Genomic DNA, 20,474 nt, shown 5'->3' on the forward strand with positions numbered 1-20,474 from the left:
CTCTCGCGATAGCTTCAGTTGTTGATGCAAGTCCCATGCAATGCAAATTCGAGCCGCTACACTCTCTTGAAAGATCGCTGCGACACCAAACCGCACGACGCTTTTTTACTTATCGGCCCTGATCAGGCTAAATAGCTGCGCCTGATCGCCCACCCTACGGATCTGTCCCATGAACCGACACCGGCTCGCATTTGCCTGGATCGCCTGCTTTGCAGTGCTGTTCAACATGCTCGCCATGCCGTTGACGGGAGCGATGGCGCAGGCGGCGCAAACGCCGGCCGAGCAGTTGCTGTGGAGCAGTTTCTGCACCGGCAGCGGGACGAAGATGGTGGCGATCGACATCGGCAGCCTCGATCAGAAAGCGCCGCAGAGTGGTGACAATCATTCGACCATGCAGCATTGCTGGTGCTGTTCCGGATCGGCGCCGGTGGTGGCGTTGCCGGGGCATTCGCCGCAGCTGTATTTCGCTCAATACGAAAGCAATCGCAGCGTGGCCCCCGCCTTGCTGCAAACTCCGACACCGCGCCAACAATGGCCGAGCCTCAATCCCCGCGCCTCTCCTCTGGTCTGATTTGTTCCCGCATTTGACCTGCGTTTCAAATCGTTCTGGAGAACTGCCATGTTGAACAAACTCATCGTCATCGCTGCGCTGTTGCTGCCGGCGTGCTTCGCCCATGCCCACGAATACAAGGCCGGCGAGCTGGAAATCGCCCACCCGTGGTCGCAGGAACTGCCGCCGAACGCGCCGACCGTTGCCGCGTATTTCATCATTCACAACGCCGGCAAGACGGCTGACCGCCTGCTCAGCGTCGACTCCCCAATCGCCCCGACGGCCGAACTGCACGAGCACGTGATGCAGGGTGATCTGATGAAGATGCAACAGGTGCCGAACGTGGCCATCCCGGCCGGTGGAAACGTGACCTTCGCGCCGATGGCCTATCACGTGATGCTGATGAATCCGACCGACCGCAGTCTGCTGACCGACGGCAAACGCTTTCCCCTGACAATGCACTTTGAAAAGGCCGGTGACGTGACCGTCGAAGTCGCCGTGCAGAAGAAGCCACCGGAAGCCACGCAAGCCCACGCGCACGCCCAGTAACCGTTCCGGCAGAGTCCGCCCATGCGCCCCCTGAGCGCCAGGCCCTCCCTGCAACGCCGTCAGACTGAACACCTGACCCGCGGCAGCTGGATCGCTCTGTTCGCCATGTTGATGATTTTCATCGGCCCGCTGATTTCCCAGTCGATGCCGATGGATCAGCACGCCTCGACCTCCATGCCGATGAACATGGACATGTCGATGGACATGGCGGGGATGGATCACTCCGGGCACACCGCGCAACCCACCGCCGAACACTGTCCGCCGCAATCCTCGCACCATGTGCTATGGGAAAAATGCGGTTATTGCAGCCTGCTGTTCAACTGCCCGGCGCTGACCGGCGGCGGCAGCTTCGCCACCTTCAGTATTCCACTGGTCAACACCTTCACCCCACCCTCCCCGCGTCTGGGCCATGCCCGCCAGACCTTTTTCCCCGGCGCCCGCCCCCGCGCCCCGCCCGTCGCAGCGTAAACCCCCACCGCTGATTGCACACGGTCGAGAAGACAGCTTCAGGCTGCCGGCCGTGTCGTTTACGACTGTTTGATGGAAATTGTCATGTCCAGGTTTTCTGCTGTGCCACGCCCGGGTTCTGCCCCGGCGTCCTTTGCCCTGAACGAATCCCGCGTTCGTTTCAGGCACGCTACCGCCGTCCTTTGCGGCGTCCTGCTGTCCCCGCTGGTCCACGCCGACGAACACGCCGGCCATGCTGACGAACTGAGTCCGACGGTGATCACCGCCATCGCCCCGAGCTCGCCGCTGACCATCGTCACCAACCCGAAAGACCCGCGCCAACCGGTGCCGGCCAGCGACGGCGGCGACTACCTGAAGACCATTCCCGGCTTCGCCCTGGTGCGCAACGGCGGCACCAACGGTGATCCGGTGCTGCGCGGCATGTTCGGTTCGCGCCTGAACATCCTCACCAACGGCAGCATGATGCTCGGCGCCTGCCCCGGCCGGATGGACGCGCCGACCTCGTACATCTCGCCCGAGACCTACGACAAACTCACCGTGATCAAAGGCCCGCAAACCGTGCTCTACGGACCGGGCGCGTCGGCCGGCACGATCCTGTTCGACCGTGAACCGGAAAGCTTCGGCGAGCTCGGCACCCGCGTGAACGCCAGCGTGCTGGCCGGCTCCCACGGACGCTTCGACAAAGTCGTCGATGCAGCGGCCGGCGGCTCGCTCGGCTATGTGCGGGTGATCGGCAACACCGCGCATTCCGACGACTACCGCGACGGCAACAACGACAGCGTTGCCTCGCGCTATGACAAGTGGAACGGCGACGTGGCGGTGGGCTGGACCCCGGACGCCGACACCCTGATCGAACTCACCGCCGGCAAGGGCGACGGCGAAGCACGCTACGCCGGGCGCGGCATGGACGGCTCGCAATTCCTGCGCGAAAGCCTCGGTCTGCGTTTTGAGAAATCCAACATCAGCGACGTGCTGGAGAAGCTCGAAGCGCAGGTCTACTACAACTACGCCGACCACGTGATGGACAACTACACCCTGCGCACGCCGTCCGGCACCGGGATGATGGCCGGTCCCATGGCGTCCAACGTCGACCGCCGCACCCTCGGCGCACGGATCAAGGCCACCTGGCGCTGGGCCGATATCCAGCTGATCACCGGCCTCGATGCGCAGACCAACGAACACCGGCAGCGCAGCGGCATGGGTATCGATACCTACAAGGATCAGCCGTTCACCAAGGACGCCGACTTCCATAACTACGGCGTGTTCAGCGAAATGACCTGGTACGCCGCCGATCGCGACCGACTGATTACCGGCGCCCGGGTCGACCGTGCCTCGGCCAAGGATTATCGCCAGACCACCGGCTCGGGAATGATGTCCCGGCCGAACCCGACCGCTGGCGATACCCGCGCCGACACCCTGCCGAGCGGTTTCATCCGTTTCGAGCACGACCTGGCCGACAGCCCGACCACGCTCTACGCTGGCCTCGGCCACGCGCAGCGGTTCCCGGATTACTGGGAGCTGTTTTCGCCCAAGTCCGGCCCGGCCGGTTCGCTCAATGCGTTCGATTCGATCAAGCCGGAAAAGACCACTCAGCTCGACTTCGGCGTGAACTACAAGGACGCCGACCTCGAAGCGTGGGCCTCGGGCTACTTCGGCGTGGTGCGCGACTACATCCTGTTCGACTACACCCCGACGATGATGGGCATGAGCACTTCCCGCGCCGAGAACATCGACGCGCGGATCATGGGCGGTGAACTCGGTGCCGCTTACAAACTCACCGACAACTGGAAAGCCGATGCGACCCTGGCCTACGCCTGGGGCAAGAACAGCAGCGACGGCAAGGCCCTGCCGCAGATGCCGCCGCTGGATGCGCGCTTCGGCCTGACCTACAGCGAAGACAACTGGAGCGCCGGCGCACTGTGGAGGGTGGTCGCCGCGCAAAACCGTATCGACCAGAACAAGGGCAACGTGGTCGGCAAGGATTACGACAAGAGTTCAGGCTTCGGCGTGTTCTCGCTCAACGGTGCCTACCGGATCAACAAACACTGGAAGGTCAGTACCGGCGTCGACAACCTGTTCGGCAAGGCTTACGCCGAACACCTGAACCTGGCGGGCAACGCCGGGTTCGGCTACCCGGCCAACGACCCGCAAGCGATCAATGAACCGGGGCGCACGCTCTGGACCAAGGTGGACATGAGTTTCTAACCCTCAAGGGCGCTCGCTCCCTTCAGGGAGCGGGCGGCAACAGACAACGAGAAGATCCAAGCCAAGCGGAGCACACGTGATGAAACAGCCCAAACCGAATTTCTACAACCTGGCCTGGCGTTGGCATTTTTATGCCGGATTGTTCGTCGCCCCATTCATGGTGATGCTGGCCCTGACCGGCATCATTTACCTGTTCAAGCCGCAACTCGATTCGCTGATGTACAGCAGCCTGCTGAACGTCCCGGCCGGGCATCACACGGTGCCGGCCGACGACTTGCTGCAAAAGGTCAAAAGCGCTTATCCACAGGGCCAGGTCACTCAGTACCTGCCACCGGCGAATGCCGAGCGCAGCGCGCAGTTTGTCGTGGTCAATGCCGGCCATGAGCTGAACGTGTTCGTCGATCCGTACCACGGCGACATCCTCGGCGAGCAGGATGCCAGGCAGAACCTGCAAGCCATCGCCCGGGCGATCCATGGCGAACTGATGATCGGCACCGTCGGTGACCGACTGATCGAAATGGCCGCCGGCTGGGGCGTGGTGCTGGTGGTGTCCGGGGTTTTCCTGTGGTGGCCGCGAGGTCAGGCCGCGGGGATTCTGTGGCCACGTTTGAGCAGTCGCGGCCGCGTGCTGTGGCGTGACCTGCATGCCGTTACCGGATTCTGGGGCGCGGCCTTGCTGCTGGTGATGCTGCTCAGCGGCATGACCTGGACCGGTTTCTGGGGCAAGCAGTACGCCCAGGTATGGAACGTGTTCCCGGCGGCGATGTGGGACAACGTGCCGACTTCCGATGTCGAGGCCGGCAGCCTCAACAACGCCGCGCGCCAGACCGTACCGTGGGCGATGGAAAACACCCCGATGCCGATGTCCGGCGACCACGCCGAACACATGGCCCACGGCGGCATGCAACACGGCCCCGCTGCACCGACCATCCGCCTGCAGGACGTGCAGAACATCGCCATCGAGCGCAAGGTCGAGCCGGGCTACAGCATCACAATGCCGACCACCGCCACCGGCGTGTTCACCATCGCCGTGTTCGCCGACGACCCACGCAACGACGCGACCCTGCACATCGATCAGTACACCGGCAAGGTGTTGGCCGACGTGCGCTTCGAGCAATACGGCGCTGTTGCCCGGGCTACCGAGATCGGCGTGATGCTCCACGAAGGCAAGATGTTCGGCACCTTCAACCAGATCATCGTGTTGCTGATCTGCCTGATGATTCTGCTCAGCGCCGTCAGCGGTGTGGTGATCTGGTGGAAGCGTCGGCCCCAGGGCAAATTCGGCGTGCCGCCGCTGCGCCACGATCTGCCGAAATGGAAAACCGGGGTGGCGATCATGCTGGTGCTGGCGGTGGTGTTTCCGCTGGTAGGGGCTTCGCTGGTAGTGGTGTGGTTGCTGGATCGGCTGCTGTTGTCGCGTCTGGGCCGGCAAACTGAATCTGCCTCAACCTCATCATGAAACAGGCGAGATGCGCGGTTTAGACAGATCTTTAAACTGCCGGGGCTTAAACTCCGGCATTTTTTAGTGTTACTGTATAACGCAAATTTGCTGCTCTGCCCGCGGCCATGCATTGTCATGAGCCGGCGGGCTTTTCTTTTGAAGAAGTGATTCACCGCCCCGATGAACAAGTACCTCTTGTCCAGCCTCTGTCTGTTCGCCCTGAACAACAGCGCCCACGCCGACAACGCCCCGCTGACGCTGCCCACCGGCACCATCACCGCCCCGGCCAATGACGACCCGACCGTCAGCCTGACCACGCCGACCAGCGCCGGCTCGCGCCTGAACCTCAGTGCGATGGAAACCCCGGCCAGTGTCGAAAGCCTGAGCGGCGAACAGGTCCGCGCCCGTGGCGACCGCAGCGTGCAGGACGCGGTGTCGCGCAGCACCGGCATCAGCCGCACCGGCACGCCGGGCGATGGCGGCACTTCGTTGCAGGCCCGGGGATTTACCGGGCAGAGTTCGGTGATGCAGTTGTATGACGGCAACCGCATGTACACCGGCATGGGCACGGTGACGTTTCCGGTCGACACCTGGTCGGTGGAACGCGTCGATGTCCTGCGCGGCCCGGCCTCGGTGCTGTACGGCGAAGGCGCGACCGGCGCGGTGGTCAACGTGATCCCGAAGAAGCCGTTCGAAGGCGAAATCGAAAACCATGTGCGCGTCGGCTACGGCTCGTTCGACCGCCAGCAACAGGCGTTCGACAGCGGCGGCTCGCTGACCGACACCCTGAGCTATCGCCTCAACCTCAACCGCCTGCGCGGCAACGGCTGGGTCGATCGCGGCGACTCATCCAGCGACTTCATCAGCGCCGCCCTGCGCTGGCAGGCCACCGACGACCTGACCTTCACCCTCGCCCACGATTACGGCGATCAGCGCCCGCAGAACTACTTCGGTACGCCGTTGATCAACGGCCAGTTGAAAGACAGCCTGCGCAACAAGAACTACAACGTGCGCGACGACAAGCAGCACTACAACGATCAATGGACGCGCCTGACCTCGGATTGGCAGATCAACGAGGCGGTCAGCGCCAGCAACGAGCTGTACTACCTCAAGGCCCAACGCCGCTGGCAGAACGCAGAGAACTACAACTTCGACGCTGACCGTCAGCAACTCAGCCGCAGCGGTTACTTCGGTATCGGCCATAAACAGGAACAGCTCGGCGACCGCCAGACCTTCACCTTCAAGCACTCGCTGTTCGGCCTCGACAGCCAGACCGTGACCGGCGTCGACTACAACCGTATTCGCTTCCAGCTCGACAGCAACTCGCCGTTCAACGACGTATTGCCGAATGGCCAGCCGCTGGATCGGTATCACCCGCAAACCGGTTATTTCGAGAGCGCCGATCCGTATCGCGATCAGTTCGACAGCACCACCAGACAGATGTCGCTGTTCGCCGAAAACCGCACGCAATTGAGCGAGCGCTGGTCGCTGGTGACCGGTGTACGCCGCGACTACGTACATGTGGATCGCAACAACCTGGTCGATGGCAGCCAGAGCGACAAGACCCTGACCGGCAACAACTGGAAGGCCGGGCTGGTGTTCGCGCTGACCCAGGACACCTCGTTCTACGGCCAGGTCGCCACCAGCACCGATGGCATCGGCGGTCTGATTTCCCTGAGCCCGAGCCAGCAGCAATATGACCTGTCGACCGCGCGGCAGACCGAGATCGGCATGAAGCAACTGTTCTGGGATCAGCGTGGCGAGTTCACGTTGGCGGCGTATCGCATCGTGAAGAAGAAACTGCTGACCGACGATCCGGGCAACCCGACGCTCAAGCAGCAGGTCGGCCAGCAATCGTCGAACGGCCTGGAAGCCAGCCTCGATCTGCAACTGCCGCACGCCTGGCAACTGCAAGCCAACGCCGCCATCGTCAAACCCAAGTACGACGATTTTGAAGAAGTGGTCGACGGCGTGCCGGTGTCGCGCAACGGCAATCGCCCGGTGGACGTGCCACGCCGCACTGCCAATCTGTGGCTGAGCAAGGCGCTGACCGATGACCTGAAAGCCGGTGCCGGTGTGCGCTACGTCGATGCACGCTACGCCGACATGGCCAACCGCAACGAGCTGCCGAGCTACACCGTGGTCGATGCAACGCTGTCGTGGAAAGCCCTGCGCAACACCACGCTGGGATTGCAGGTGAACAATCTGTTTGACCGGACGTACGCGCAAAGCCAATACAATGAGGGCCAGCAGTGGATTCTGGGTGAGCCTCGTTCGTTCTTTGTCACGGCTGACTACACCTTCTAGAACAGGAACGAAATGACCTCACTGTCCCTCACCGATCTCGCCTGGACACCTTTGGGCCACGGCCACTGTCATCACCAGTTCCAGCTGCGTGACGCCTCGCTGCAAGTGGCCGCCGGTGAGTTCGTCGGGCTGATCGGGCCCAACGGCAGCGGCAAGACCAGCCTGTTGCGCTGCGCCTACCGCTTCAGTCAGCCGGAAACCGGTGAGGTCAAACTCGACCACCATAACGTCTGGAAGCAATCCTCACGCTGGTGTGCGCAACGCATCGCCGTGGTGCTGCAGGAATTCCCCGATGCCTTCGGCCTGACCGTCGAAGAAGTGGTCGCCATGGGCCGCACGCCGCACAAGGGCCTGTTCGACGGCGACACGCTGGAAGACCGCCAGCTCGCCACCCAGGCCCTCAAATCCGTCGGCCTCGACGGCTTCGAAGATCACGCGTTCGCCACGCTGTCCGGCGGTGAAAAACAGCGGGTGATTCTCGCCCGGGCCCTGACCCAGCAACCGCAACTGCTGATCCTCGACGAGCCGACCAACCACCTCGATCCGCGCTATCAGCTGGAGCTGCTGCAACTGGTCAAACGTTTGCAGATCGGCACGCTGGCGAGCATCCATGACCTGAACCTCGCCGCCGCGTTCTGCGACCGCTTGTACGTGATCAACCACGGTCGCATCGTAGCCAGCGGCACGCCGCAAGAAGTCCTCACTGTTGAATTGCTGCGCGACGTGTTCGGCGTCGAAGCATTGATCGATCCACACCCCCTCCACGGCTACCCGCGAATCACCTGGATAACCCGACCATGACTGTGCGCTCCCTGCTTTGCCTCGCCCTGTTGCTGGGCACCACCCACGCCTTCGCCGAGGCCACGAAGTACCCGCTGACGATCCAGAGCTGCAACCGTGAAGTGACCTTCAAGCAAGCACCGAAACACGCGGTCAGCCACGACATCAACATGACCCAGATGATGCTAGCCCTCGGCCTCAAGTCGAAGATGGCCGGCTACAGCGGCGTCAGTGGCTGGAAGTCGGTGACGCCTGAAATGCAGAGCCTGCTCGACGGTTTGCCGGAGCTGGCGGCCAAGTACCCGTCGGTGGAAACGTTGCTCAACGCCAACGTCGATTTCTTCTTCGCCGGCTGGGATTACGGCATGCGCGTCGGCGGCGATCTCACGCCGCAGACCCTGCAACCGCTGGGCATCAATGTGTATGAACTGACCGAGTCCTGCGCCTTCGTGATGAAGCGCCCGGCCGCCACGCTGGACGACACTTACAACGACCTGCGCAACCTCGGAAAGATTTTCGACGTGCAGGATCGCGCCAACGCGCTGATCGCCGACATGCAAAGTCAGGTCGCCGCCGTTCGCAAAGACCTGCCCGCCGAGAAACCACGGGTGTTCCTGTACGACAGCGGCGAAGACCGCGCCATGACCTCCGGCCGCCTCGGCATGCCGCAAGCGCTGATCGACGCCGCCGGCGGGCGCAACGTTCTCGATGACGTCGAAGCGAGCTGGACCCGGGTCAACTGGGAAACCGTGGTCGAGCGTAATCCACAGGTGATCGTGATCGTCGACTACAGCGAAATCACCGCCGAGCAGAAGATTGAATTCCTGCTGAAGAACAAGGCGCTGCAATCGGTGGACGCGATCAGGAACCAGCGCTTCATCGTCATCCCCTACGTGCAGGCCACGCCGGGGATCGACAACGTGCTGGCGGTGGAAACCCTGGCCAAAGGTTTCCACGGCGAATGATCGATCGTCGCTATGCGCTGCTGCTGATCGCCCTCGGTGCCGTGCTGCTGGTGTCGTGCGTGGTGTCGCTGGGTTTCGGCCCGGCGCGGGTGCCGGTGGACGTGGTGTGGCGGATTCTGCTGCATAAACTGTTCGGCCTCGGCGTGCCGGACTGGAGCGCCGGCCAGGAACACATCGTCTGGCTGATCCGCGTGCCGCGTATGTTGCTCGGTGCATTGGTCGGTGCCGGTCTGGCGTTGATCGGCGCGGTGCTGCAGGCAGTGACGCGCAATCCGCTGGCCGATCCGCACCTGCTCGGCGTCACCTCCGGCGCCACCCTCGGCGCGGTGATCGTGGTGCTGCACGTCGGCGAAATCGTCGGCCTGCTGACCTTGCCGATTGCGGCGTTCATCGGCGCGTTGTCGAGCATGTTTCTGGTGCTGGGCATCGCCAACCGGCAGGGTCGGCTGGACAGTGATCGCCTGCTGCTGTGCGGCGTGGCCGTTTCGTTCGTGATGATGGCGATCGCCAACCTGCTGTTGTTCATGGGCGATCACCGCGCCAGTTCAGCGGTGATGTTCTGGATGCTCGGCGGCCTCGGTCTGGCGCGCTGGGAGTTGTTGGCGGTGCCGGCGCTCAGCGTGTTGCTCGGCTTGCTTCTGCTGATCGGCATGGCCCGCCCGCTGAACGCCTTGATGGCCGGCGAGCAGACCGCCGTCACCCTCGGCCTGAATGCCCGGGCTGTGCGTCTGCGGGTGTTCGTGATCGCTTCGCTGATGACCGGAGTGCTGGTGTCGATCAGTGGCTCCATCGGTTTTGTCGGGCTGATGGTGCCGCACATTGCCCGGCGCATGATCGGTGCCGAGCATCGGCGTCTGCTGCCGGTGTGCCTGTTGCTCGGCAGCGTTTTCCTCGTCTGGGTGGATGTCGCCGCACGCACACTGATCGCCCCCGAAGACCTGCCCATCGGTGTTGCCACTGCGGCCCTCGGCGGACTGTTCTTCATCGCTCTGATGCGCCGCCGCTGACTCTGCAAGCGCGCGGCGACGCATTCACCGCGTCAACGGGTGCAGAGCATCAGAGTTCGTCTCTGGGCCGGACAACTCCCGGGTTCATTGGCTGTTGGCGTAAGGTTTTCCAACCGGTTCCCATACCTCCCGTCTGCTTCCAGTAATGTCCGGGCACCAGCACCCTGAACTCGCCCAGTTCCACCAGCTTTGAAATGAACTGGCCGGGACTCAGCTTGCTGACCCATCGACCCTTTTCAAACACCACCGGCTTCGTCAACAGCAGATGCCGCTCGGCATCCGAATAGACCGGCGTGTATTTGAGCAGTGCTCCGTCGGGGGTCGAATAGTAGTAATCCCGTATCGCAAAACCCTTGTTTTTCAGTTCATGGGTATGCGCATGAACCTGATCCGGCGAGGCGAAATTCGCGTGTACCGCATCAGGGTCAGGCACAAGCGTCGTGTTGGCCGACAAATGAAACTGATGAGCCGCCACAAGCTTGTAGCCATCAGGAAAACTCGGTACCGGATGAGTCCAACTGGTGTCGGCGTCCCTGGCGGTACGAAATATTCGCACCAGCGGACTTTGTTCATAGGCGGAATAAGCAACAGGCTCCAGCGGGACATGCCGATCGGCCCCGGCCTTCGCAAGGATTGCGCCTTCGTATCCGTTTTCGGTGTCAGGTTCGTCGTCCATACGTTCGCACGCATGGAGGGCAGCATCGTCGGCATGCTGAAAAACAGGCCCCAGTGCCGGCGCAGGGTTGGCTCGCCATCTCTCATCGACAGACACATCGACCATCCGTGGCCGCCAGTCATCGCCCACCGAACCATGACGCGACCAGTGCGCACTGGTTTCAATGACTTCCAGCTTACCGGCTCGGGACATGCGTCGAACGTAATCGGAAAAAATGAAAGTCCCCTTGGCGATGTCACGCTCATCCTGCGCAGCCTGATCCGCCGATGCAAACATGTTGGGCCGTAGTTCGATCTGTCCGTGTCTGTCGTAAAACACCCCAGGCTCAAAAGCATCAAGCGTCAGTTTCAATAGCGCGCCGTCGGTACAGGATATGTAAATGCTTTTGTAACCCTGGTGGGTAAAGGCCTGCACGCGTGCGTGGTACATATCGTTCGGTGAAATAAAGAAATGCCTGATGTCATCATCCCGCGCGCCTATGGGTGGATAGGCTGCACGAATATAAACGGCCTCCAGAGAAAATCCTGCGAGCAACCGTCCTTGTACAAATACCCGATCCAGTGCCAGCGACGAGCGTTGTACCTCGATTGGCAGAGTGGCAATGAACGAGCCATCCCCTGAGCGCAGAATGAATCCAAAGGTCTGGTCACGTCTGCTTGCCTCTGATTCATGGGTGTATCGGGCAGCGTCGTCCGCCTGGATAAACAAAGGACTGCACACCGGGTCACTCGCGGCCTTGTGATAGTCCGACGGGGGGAGCAGATCGGTGGAAAACGGAACCCAACGCATCACCAGACGAGGAAGCCCCCACAGGTCACCGCCGACAATGACCCGCAAATTGCCTGCCTTGGCCAGGGAATCGATCCAGACACCGGGCTTCAATTCACCCGTGTGGATGAACTGTCTGATTTTTTTTCCATCCAGATCGGCAGGCAATCCCTTGTAGTCTGTCAGCACATTGGCCACACCGGCGCGAATGCGGTCGAGGAGCCCGGACCGGTAGCAGATCACCGAACCGTCAGGGCTCAACAGGTACTCATCGAGTGCGGTCGGCGAGGCTCTGGTGAACGCCGTATACAGCGTGTCGACCGACAACATGTTCAAGTAAACCTGTTTTTCGACCGACGACAACAAAAGCGGCATGCCCCTGGCAACACGTGATCGGTAGCGCGCCATGACCCGGCAGCCAGAGGGAAACAATCCGGTCTTCTCGCTTTGGTCCGGGTAAATCTCCGCGATATCGAAGTCCTCCCGCGAGACCTCAAGCGGCGCAGTAGCCATATACAGGCCATCGGACCTTTTCAGAATCAGGCCACCAAAGGGCTTGATCGCCGAACCGGTTATGAGGGATCGCATATAGACCACCGCATCGTCAGGGCTTTGAAATACCGGACTGAGCCAGCGGCGCTCAAGATTCATCCTGGGTTTCCAGGTTGTATTGACCCTCCCTGCCCTGTCCCAACACGCACTCGTGCGCAGGACATAGAGTTCGCCGCTGTTGGCAACGAGCCGGACAAACTCTTCGGGGAGCATCCTGCGTCGCGCCAGCTTCTGGTTGATTGCAGCCAGACTGAGTTCGGGATCACTACTTTTGAACAGTCGACTGGCGTCGCTGCGCTCATACCTCAGCAAGGCGCCGTCCTGCGTCGACATATACAAAGCCCCCTGGATCGGATCCACCACTGGACGGCGATTGGGATCGTAAGTCGCAAGGGAAAGGTCTTGCGGCGGGATGAAGTACTGCGCCAGCCAGGAAAGAGAGCGGCTCGACGGATGTTTCACCCGCTGACGCGAATAAAACAATGCGTGGCGACCGAAGCCCTCCGGGAACTGGAACCACGGCGCTCCACTTCGCCAGGCGAACATGCTTGCCAGCTGGAAGACGTTGTCTTTGTGCTCATCGACGGGAAACAACTCCGTGGCGACGTACTCCTCACGATCCACGTGTTTGAGGATAAAGCCGAACCACGCCCGCTCAGTGTCATACAAACGTGCTTCACGGGCATATCGATACACGCTGGCGTCATCTGCGGACGCACACACTGCGCCGAAGGCGACGGTCCCGGGGCGTTTCCATGCCTGGGGTACATCGGGCGAACGCCAGGCAGGCGTTATGTCGCCTCTCGGCCCCCACAGGTCACTGTCGAGCAAGACAGTCAACCGACCGGCTGATGCCTGCAATCGAATGAACGCTTCCGGCAGGATGGCTCTGGTTTCCAGCGCTTTCGCCAGGGGACCCGGATTCCCGGTGGTGCCCAGACGTTGTTGAAAATCCCTGGCATCCTGCGTGGTAGAGGGTTCGAACCTGACAAGACCATCCTGCCCTGCAGAAACATAGAGAGGGATATCCTCCATGAAAACCTGCCTGCTTTCGTCGACACTGACCATTTGCAGGCTCATGGCGAAACTGTTTCGTGTCCACTTTGCTGGCTGGGCATCTGTCGGGTAGTCCATCGGCTCACCCTCAAAGGGCAAATGGCTCGGTACAACGGGGCGGGCATCGCTATCGATAGGGTTGCCGGGAGTGTCCTGCGACGTTCCTGGAACTGAGGCGACATCGACGGAGTCGAGTTCTGAAAGTGCCACATGGGACACGTAACGGGCATGCAGCAGATGGCTATCGGGAAGAACCGGACGCCCATTGTTATCCTTGGGATACAAGTCGCCTCGGCTGAGCGTGGCGATGTCACCTTCAAGCGGTTCGGTCACCACAAAACGACGATTGTCGCGTTGCAGGACATAACCCGCATATTGCCGGTCACGCCGCGGGTCAATCTGCTCGTGGGCATATCGAACGGCATCATCGGCGGTTAAAAACTCCTGGCTCAGTAACGGCCAGGGAAAGTTTGCGAATGGTTTCCAGTCGTCATCCACCAAACCGAGTCGCGCCCATAGTGCGCTTCCGCGCAACACCTGCAGACGCCCGGCCAGCATGACTACCGAAACGTATTCACGGGGAAGTAGCGCCCCGTTACGAAGTCTGGCCTGCAGGCCTGCGTCGTGAATCGTCCCGTCAGAGCTCTCGACACTCATTCCTGCTTCGATCCGACTGCCACTGAAGGTGTATTTCAGCATCGAGGCATCCAATGCCAGCATGTACAGCGACAGTGACTGGCCCGGCGCAGACAACTGTTGCCACCGGGTGTTGCAAGCAATGGCAAGGGCCATTTCCTGCGGCGTGAAAAAATTCTCGTAGAGCCAGTGTTGAGTGGGAGGAAACATTCCAGGGTCCGGGCGAGAGCCATAGTAAAAGCCCTCCAGCACATAGCCGCGGGGTAACCTCGGTTGACCGTCGCTCCCGGCAGGAAACAACCTGTGCGGATCCCATGCCGCCAATCCGGCGGGCCTTGCATGAGTCGCTACATAGTGTCTGCCTGACTGGCTTCGAAGTACGAGCCCGCTGGTCTTGGCATCCCTGGACTTGAGCGCGGCAAGAACAGCGCGTTCTGCATTGGCGCAAACGCGGGTCATGAGCGGCAGCTCCGTCACCTCTCCTCCGGAAAAAGCCTTCCCGGCTTTCCAGTCAGACGGCACGCGACCGACGGAGTAGCCCCAGTCTGCATTCGAAACAATGACCCTCAGATCACCTACGGCAGCAAACTTGTTGATGGTACTGACGATGTCATATGTCCCCACCGGATTGCCGGGCGGCGAACCGGCCTGGCGCCAAAGGGAGTAACTCCACTCTTCTTTCGAACCGCTGGGCGAATATTTAAGCAGAACGCCATCGGGCCCGGACAGGTAAGCGCTGGGAAAAAAACCTCGCGCTGCAACATCAGCCACAAAGTCCAGATAGGAAAAAAAATTGATGAACAGCCTCAGGTGGAATTCATCCACCCCGGGATTGGCGTTGCGTACCTCCTTATAAAGGGGTGCATGGTTATGCAGATTTGCAACACATCGATAACCTTGCGGCTGTACGTAACTTCCCCTCGCGTCGACTTCGATAATGGTGCCGAAATCAAAACGGTCGACACTGCCAGATACCGGTTCTGTAGCGACAAACAGGCCATCCGGCCTGAGCATGATTACGCTGCCATATTCCCTGTCCGGCTTGACTGGAATCTGCGTGTGAGCCCAGTAAGCGGCATCTTCTTCCGTCACAAAAGCCGGGCTCAACCGCGGCAGGCGGGGCTTCCCAAAGGCACTTGCTGCGCGGCCGGTCCGGCCAGGTACTTCATTCATGATCAAATCCTGCGGTTAAGAATCGACATATCGAATGAATGAGTGTTGGCGCAGCCGCGCTTCGATCCGCAGTACATGTTTATCGTTTATGTATCCATCTGTACCGCACTCGCACAAGAGAGCAGCACCATTTGTGCGCAGACACTTCGCACTCACGATGCTCACCTGCCTGTTTTTGGTGCAGCTTGCGCCTCCCGCCTGGGGCATCCCCCTCGGGACACCGTCATTCCCCGCTTGGGCACAGCCCTTGCAAAACAGCCTTCAGTCGTTCGCATCTGCCAACCATAAAAAACTTTAACGTTCATGGAGATCGCACAATGAAGCGTCGCAGTTTGATCAAGGCTTTCACACTCACGGCATCCATTGCCGCGATGGGCATGACCTGGACCGTACAGGCCGCCGAGACCATCAAGGTCGGGATTCTGCATTCGTTGTCCGGCACCATGGCGATCTCCGAAACATCGCTCAAGGACATGGCGTTGATGACCATCGACGAGATCAACGCCAAGGGCGGGGTGAACGGCAAGATGCTGGAACCGGTGGTGGTCGACCCGGCGTCGAACTGGCCGCTGTTCGCGGAAAAGGGCCGGCAGTTGCTGACCCAGGACAAGGTTGCGGTGGTGTTCGGTTGCTGGACCTCGGTGTCGCGCAAATCGGTGCTGCCGGTGTTCGAAGAGCTCAACGGCCTGCTGTTCTACCCGGTGCAATACGAAGGCGAAGAGATGTCGCCGAACGTGTTCTACACCGGCGCCGCGCCGAACCAGCAAGCGATCCCGGCGGTTGAATACCTGATGAGTGAAGAAGGCGGCAGCGCCAAGCGCTACTTCCTGCTCGGCACCGACTACGTCTACCCGCGCACCACCAACAAGATCCTGCGTTCGTTCCTGCATTCCAAAGGCGTCGCGGACAAAGACATCGAAGAGGTCTACACCCCGTTCGGCCACAGCGACTATCAAACCATCGTCGCCAACATCAAAAAATTCTCGGCCGGCGGCAAGACCGCTGTGATCTCGACCGTCAACGGCGACTCCAACGTGCCGTTCTACAAAGAGTTGGCCAACCAGGGCCTGAAGGCCACCGACGTACCGGTGGTGGCGTTCTCGGTAGGCGAAGAAGAACTCCGCGGCATCGACACCAAGCCGCTGGTGGGCAACCTCGCGGCATGGAACTACTTCGAGTCGGTGGAGAACCCAGTGAACAAGAAGTTCGTCGATGACTGGAAAGCCTACGCGAAGAAACACAACCTGCCGGGCGCCGACAAGGCCGTGACCAACGACCCGATGGAAGCCACTTACGTCGGCATCCACATGTGGGCGCAGGCGGCGGAGAAAGCCAAATCGACCGACGTCGACAAGGTCCGCGAAGCCCTCGGCGGCCAGACCTTTGCCGCGCCGTCCGGTTACACCCTGACCATGGACAAGACCAATCACCACCTGCACAAACCGGTGATGATCGGCGAAATCCAGAGCGATGGTCAGTTCAACGTGGTGTGGCAGACCGAAGGGCCGATCCGTGCGCAGCCGTGGAGCCCGTTCATTCCGGGTAACGACAAGAAGCCGGAGTATGCGGTGAAGAGCAACTGAGTTAACCCGCTCAACCTGATCGTTCCCACGTCGAGGCGTCGAACCGTCTGCGTGGGAATGCCTCAATGGACGCTCTGCGTCCGCTTTTGGGACGCGGAGCGTCCCGGACTGCATTCCCACGCGGAGCGTGGGAACGATCACTACGCAAGGCCATTTCATATGCTCACTGCCCTTATCCGTTTGATCCTGGCCGTCGCACTTTTGCTGCCGATGGCCACCCATGCAGGCGACGCCGAAGACTTCGTCGCCGCCAATCCCACGCAACAGGCCAAACTGCTGGAAGCCTGGGCCGCGCAGCCCGATCCGGCGCGTGTCGAACTGATCAACGCCCTGCAACAAGGCGAGTTGACCGTCGACGGCCAACCCAAGACCCTGCGCCTGAACAACCGCCTGCGGGGTCTGATCGACACCGCACTGGCCAGCCACCAATTGCTCGCCGCCGACGCCAAAACCCGTCTGACTGCCGCGCAGCAATTGCAGAAAAGCGCCAAACCGGCGCAGCTGAAATTCCTCGACCGGCAACTGGCTGGCGAAACCGATGAAAGCGTCCACGCCGCCCTGAGCCTGGCGCTGGCCAATCTGCAACTGGTCGACACCGACCCGGCGGTGCGCCTCGCGGCAGTGCGTCTGCTCGGTGAAACCGGCGACCCGCTGGCCCGTACCCGCCTTGAAGGCCTGCTCGAACCCGGCGTCGAAACCGATGCCAACGTGCGCACCGCCGCCGAAACCAGCCTCGCCCAGGTCAAGCGCAAACTGCTGGTTGGCGAACTGCTCGGCCAGGCGTTCAGTGGCATGTCCCTCGGTTCGATTCTGCTGCTTGCCGCGCTCGGCCTGGCGATCACCTTCGGTCTGCTCGGTGTAATCAACATGGCCCACGGCGAGATGCTGATGCTCGGCGCCTACTCGACCTACGTCGTGCAGTTGATGTTCCAGCGCTACGCGCCGAATGCCATCGAGTTCTATCCGCTGATCGCGCTGCCGGTGGCGTTCTTCGTCACCGCCGCCATCGGCATGGCCCTGGAGCGCACGGTGATCCGTCACCTCTACGGTCGACCACTGGAAACCCTGCTCGCCACCTGGGGCATCAGCCTGATGCTGATTCAACTGGTGCGTCTGGTGTTCGGTGCGCAGAACGTTGAAGTGGCGAACCCGGCATGGCTGTCCGGCGGGATTCAGGTGTTGCCGAATCTGGTGCTGCCGTACAACCGCATCGTGATCATTGCCTTTGCATTGTTCGTGGTGCTGCTGACCTGGCTGCTGCTGAACAAGACCCGCCTCGGTCTGAACGTGCGTGCCGTCACCCAGAACCGCAACATGGCCGCCTGCTGCGGCGTGCCCACCGGGCGAGTCGACATGCTCGCCTTCGGCCTCGGCTCGGGCATCGCCGGGCTCGGTGGCGTGGCCCTGAGCCAGATCGGCAACGTCGGCCCGGACCTCGGCCAGAGCTACATCATCGACTCGTTCCTGGTGGTGGTGCTCGGCGGCGTCGGGCAATTGGCCGGCAGCGTGTTCGCCGCGTTCGGCCTGGGCATCGCCAACAAGATTCTCGAACCGCAGATCGGTGCGGTACTCGGCAAGATCCTGATCCTCGCGCTGATCATTCTGTTCATCCAGAAACGTCCGCAAGGCCTCTTCGCACTGAAAGGACGGGTGATCGACTGATGAACCAGCCTCTACTAGTCACGGCCACACAAAAGGCCGGCCCGAAAGTCACCCTCGCCATCGGGGCGGTGGTGCTCGCCTTGCTGATCGCTCTGCCGCTGCTGTCGCTGTTGCCGGCGCACAGTGCACTGCACGTTTCTGCTTACACCCTGACGCTGGTCGGCAAGATTCTCTGCTACGCCATCGTCGCCCTGGCACTGGATCTGGTCTGGGGTTACGCCGGTCTCCTGTCTCTGGGCCACGGTCTGTTCTTTGCACTCGGCGGTTATGCGATGGGCATGTACCTGATGCGTCAGGCCGCCGGTGATGGTCTGCCGGCGTTCATGACCTTCCTGTCGTGGACCGAGTTGCCGTGGTACTGGAGCGGCACCGGCAACTTCCTTTGGGCGATGTGCCTGGTGGTGTTGGCGCCGGGTCTGCTGGCGCTGGTGTTCGGTTTCTTCGCCTTCCGCTCGCGGATCAAGGGCGTGTATTTCTCGATCATGACCCAGGCCCTGACCTTCGCCGGGATGCTGCTGTTTTTCCGCAACGAGACCGGCTTCGGCGGCAACAACGGCTTCACCAATTTCCGCACGATTCTCGGTTTCGGCATCACCGAACCCGGCACTCGCGCGGTGCTGTTTCTAGCCACTGTTCTGTTGCTGGTGGCGAGCCTGTTCATCGGCTGGCGGCTGGCCCGCAGCAAGTTCGGCCGGGTGCTGACCGCGTTGCGTGACGCGGAAAATCGCCTGATGTTCTGCGGCTACGATCCGCGCGGTTTCAAGCTGTTCGTCTGGGTCTTGAGCGCGGTGTTGTGTGGTCTGGCCGGTGCGTTGTACGTGCCGCAGGTTGGGATCATCAACCCGAGCGAAATGTCGCCGACCAACTCGATCGAAGCCGCCGTGTGGGTGGCCCTTGGCGGGCGCGGCACCCTGATCGGCCCGCTGCTCGGCGCCGGCGTGGTCAACGGCATGAAGAGCTGGTTCACCGTGGCCTTCCCCGAATACTGGCTGTTCTTCCTCGGCGCGCTGTTCATCGTCGTGACGTTGTACCTGCCCAAGGGTGTGATCGGTCTGCTGAAGAAACGAGGTGAATCATGAGAGTCACGGCGAGCGCTGAATTCATGCTGGAACCGGCCTTTTTCCCGGTGGAACCGAACAAGGACGAAGGCACCAGCCGCGACTCGATCGGCCTCGGGCAACGCGTCGGTCCGGGCCTCGACACCCGCCACGGCACGATCCTGACCCTGGAAGACATCAGCGTCAGCTTCGACGGCTTCCGCGCGCTGAACAATCTGAACCTGTACATCGGCGTCGGCGAACTGCGCTGCGTCATCGGCCCCAACGGCGCGGGCAAGACCACGCTGATGGACGTGATCACCGGCAAGACCCGGCCGAGCCACGGCAAGGCGTGGTTCGGTGAAACCCTCGACCTGACCCAGATGAGCGAAGTGCAGATCGCCCAGGCCGGCATCGGTCGCAAGTTCCAGAAACCGACGGTGTTCGAAGCATTGAGCGTGTTCGAGAACCTGGAGCTGGCGCAGAAAACCGACAAGTCGGTGTGGGCCAGCCTGCGGGCAAAGTTGAGCGGCGAGCAGAAAGACCGGATCAGCGAAGTGCTCGACACCATTCGCCTGACCACCTCGGTCAATCGCCCGGCGGGGCTGCTGTCCCACGGACAGAAACAGTTTCTGGAAATCGGCATGTTGCTGATGCAGGACCCGCAATTGCTGCTGCTCGATGAACCGGTGGCCGGCATGACCGACGCCGAAACCGAGTTCACCGCCGAGCTGTTCAAGTCGCTGGCAGGCAAGCATTCGCTGATGGTGGTGGAACACGACATGGGGTTCGTCGGCTCGATTGCCGACCACGTCACCGTGTTGCATCAAGGCAGCGTGCTGGCCGAGGGATCGCTGGAACAGGTGCAGGACAACGAGCGCGTGATCGAGGTTTACCTCGGCCGTTAACCTGCGAACAAACACCCAACACCAGATCGTTCCCACGTCGAGGCGTCGAACCGTCCGCGTGGGAATGCCGCCATGGACGCTCCGCGTCCGCCGTTATGTGACGCGGAGCGTCACGGGATGCATTCCCACGCACAGCGTGGGAACGATCACC

General features: G+C 61.4%; 14 protein-coding genes. 13 read left to right on the top strand and 1 reads right to left on the bottom strand.

The window, feature by feature from the left end; all coding sequences use genetic code 11:
• Positions 1-169: 169 nt before the first annotated feature.
• The 9 genes from ACM6JM_RS03305 (at position 170) to ACM6JM_RS03345 (ending at position 10,272) form a co-directional block, all read left to right on the top strand.
• The gene (locus ACM6JM_RS03305) at positions 170-571 is read left to right on the top strand and encodes a DUF2946 domain-containing protein (RefSeq protein WP_039772017.1); all 402 of its coding nucleotides are present in this window, start codon (positions 170-172) and stop codon (positions 569-571) included.
• A gap of 48 nt (positions 572-619) precedes the next feature.
• Positions 620-1,099 (top strand): copper chaperone PCu(A)C, encoded by a 480-nt coding sequence (locus ACM6JM_RS03310; RefSeq protein ID WP_163973937.1) that lies wholly within the window; start codon positions 620-622, stop codon positions 1,097-1,099.
• A 21-nt stretch (positions 1,100-1,120) separates the two neighbouring features.
• The gene (locus tag ACM6JM_RS03315) at positions 1,121-1,567 is read left to right on the top strand and encodes a DUF2946 domain-containing protein (protein ID WP_414881332.1); all 447 of its coding nucleotides are present in this window, start codon (positions 1,121-1,123) and stop codon (positions 1,565-1,567) included.
• 84 nt (positions 1,568-1,651) lie between these two features.
• A complete protein-coding gene (locus tag ACM6JM_RS03320; RefSeq protein WP_414881333.1) occupies positions 1,652-3,772 on the top strand; it encodes a TonB-dependent copper receptor in 2,121 nt (706 codons plus the stop codon).
• Positions 3,773-3,851: 79 nt separating this feature from the next.
• Positions 3,852-5,231: a PepSY-associated TM helix domain-containing protein gene (locus ACM6JM_RS03325; protein ID WP_414881334.1), complete on the top strand. Its 1,380-nt coding sequence runs from the start codon at positions 3,852-3,854 to the stop codon at positions 5,229-5,231.
• A 162-nt stretch (positions 5,232-5,393) separates the two neighbouring features.
• On the top strand, positions 5,394-7,520 hold the full coding sequence (locus tag ACM6JM_RS03330) for a TonB-dependent receptor (protein ID WP_414881335.1): 2,127 nt from the start codon (positions 5,394-5,396) through the stop codon (positions 7,518-7,520).
• A gap of 12 nt (positions 7,521-7,532) precedes the next feature.
• Positions 7,533-8,321: an ABC transporter ATP-binding protein gene (locus ACM6JM_RS03335; RefSeq protein ID WP_039766768.1), complete on the top strand. Its 789-nt coding sequence runs from the start codon at positions 7,533-7,535 to the stop codon at positions 8,319-8,321.
• A complete protein-coding gene (locus ACM6JM_RS03340; protein WP_414881336.1) occupies positions 8,318-9,265 on the top strand; it encodes an ABC transporter substrate-binding protein in 948 nt (315 codons plus the stop codon). The genes ACM6JM_RS03335 and ACM6JM_RS03340 overlap by 4 nt, the downstream gene beginning before the upstream one ends.
• Positions 9,262-10,272, top strand: coding sequence for a FecCD family ABC transporter permease (locus ACM6JM_RS03345; protein WP_414881337.1), 1,011 nt, complete (start codon positions 9,262-9,264; stop codon positions 10,270-10,272). Before ACM6JM_RS03340 ends, ACM6JM_RS03345 begins: the two co-directional genes overlap by 4 nt.
• A 49-nt stretch (positions 10,273-10,321) precedes the next feature.
• Here the strand turns inward: ACM6JM_RS03345 and ACM6JM_RS03350 are convergent, their stop codons facing one another.
• Entirely contained in the window at positions 10,322-15,133 is a 4,812-nt protein-coding gene (locus ACM6JM_RS03350; protein ID WP_414881338.1) for a DUF4329 domain-containing protein, read from the bottom strand.
• Between the two features lie 317 nt (positions 15,134-15,450).
• Between ACM6JM_RS03350 and urtA the strand changes: the two genes are divergently transcribed.
• From urtA to urtD, 4 genes are all read left to right on the top strand, one after another.
• Entirely contained in the window at positions 15,451-16,716 is a 1,266-nt protein-coding gene (gene urtA, locus ACM6JM_RS03355) for an urea ABC transporter substrate-binding protein (RefSeq protein ID WP_011332239.1), read from the top strand.
• Between the two features lie 159 nt (positions 16,717-16,875).
• The gene (gene urtB / locus ACM6JM_RS03360; protein ID WP_163973933.1) at positions 16,876-18,378 is read left to right on the top strand and encodes an urea ABC transporter permease subunit UrtB; all 1,503 of its coding nucleotides are present in this window, start codon (positions 16,876-16,878) and stop codon (positions 18,376-18,378) included.
• Positions 18,378-19,457, top strand: coding sequence for an urea ABC transporter permease subunit UrtC (gene urtC / locus ACM6JM_RS03365; RefSeq protein WP_074689667.1), 1,080 nt, complete (start codon positions 18,378-18,380; stop codon positions 19,455-19,457). The genes urtB and urtC overlap by 1 nt, the downstream gene beginning before the upstream one ends.
• Positions 19,454-20,323, top strand: coding sequence for an urea ABC transporter ATP-binding protein UrtD (urtD, locus tag ACM6JM_RS03370; RefSeq protein ID WP_039766756.1), 870 nt, complete (start codon positions 19,454-19,456; stop codon positions 20,321-20,323). Before urtC ends, urtD begins: the two co-directional genes overlap by 4 nt.
• The last annotated feature ends 151 nt before the right edge of the window (positions 20,324-20,474 follow it).

This window comes from Pseudomonas sp. IT-P2 (assembly GCF_949767575.1).
GTDB classification, from domain to species: domain Bacteria; phylum Pseudomonadota; class Gammaproteobacteria; order Pseudomonadales; family Pseudomonadaceae; genus Aquipseudomonas; species Aquipseudomonas pharyngis.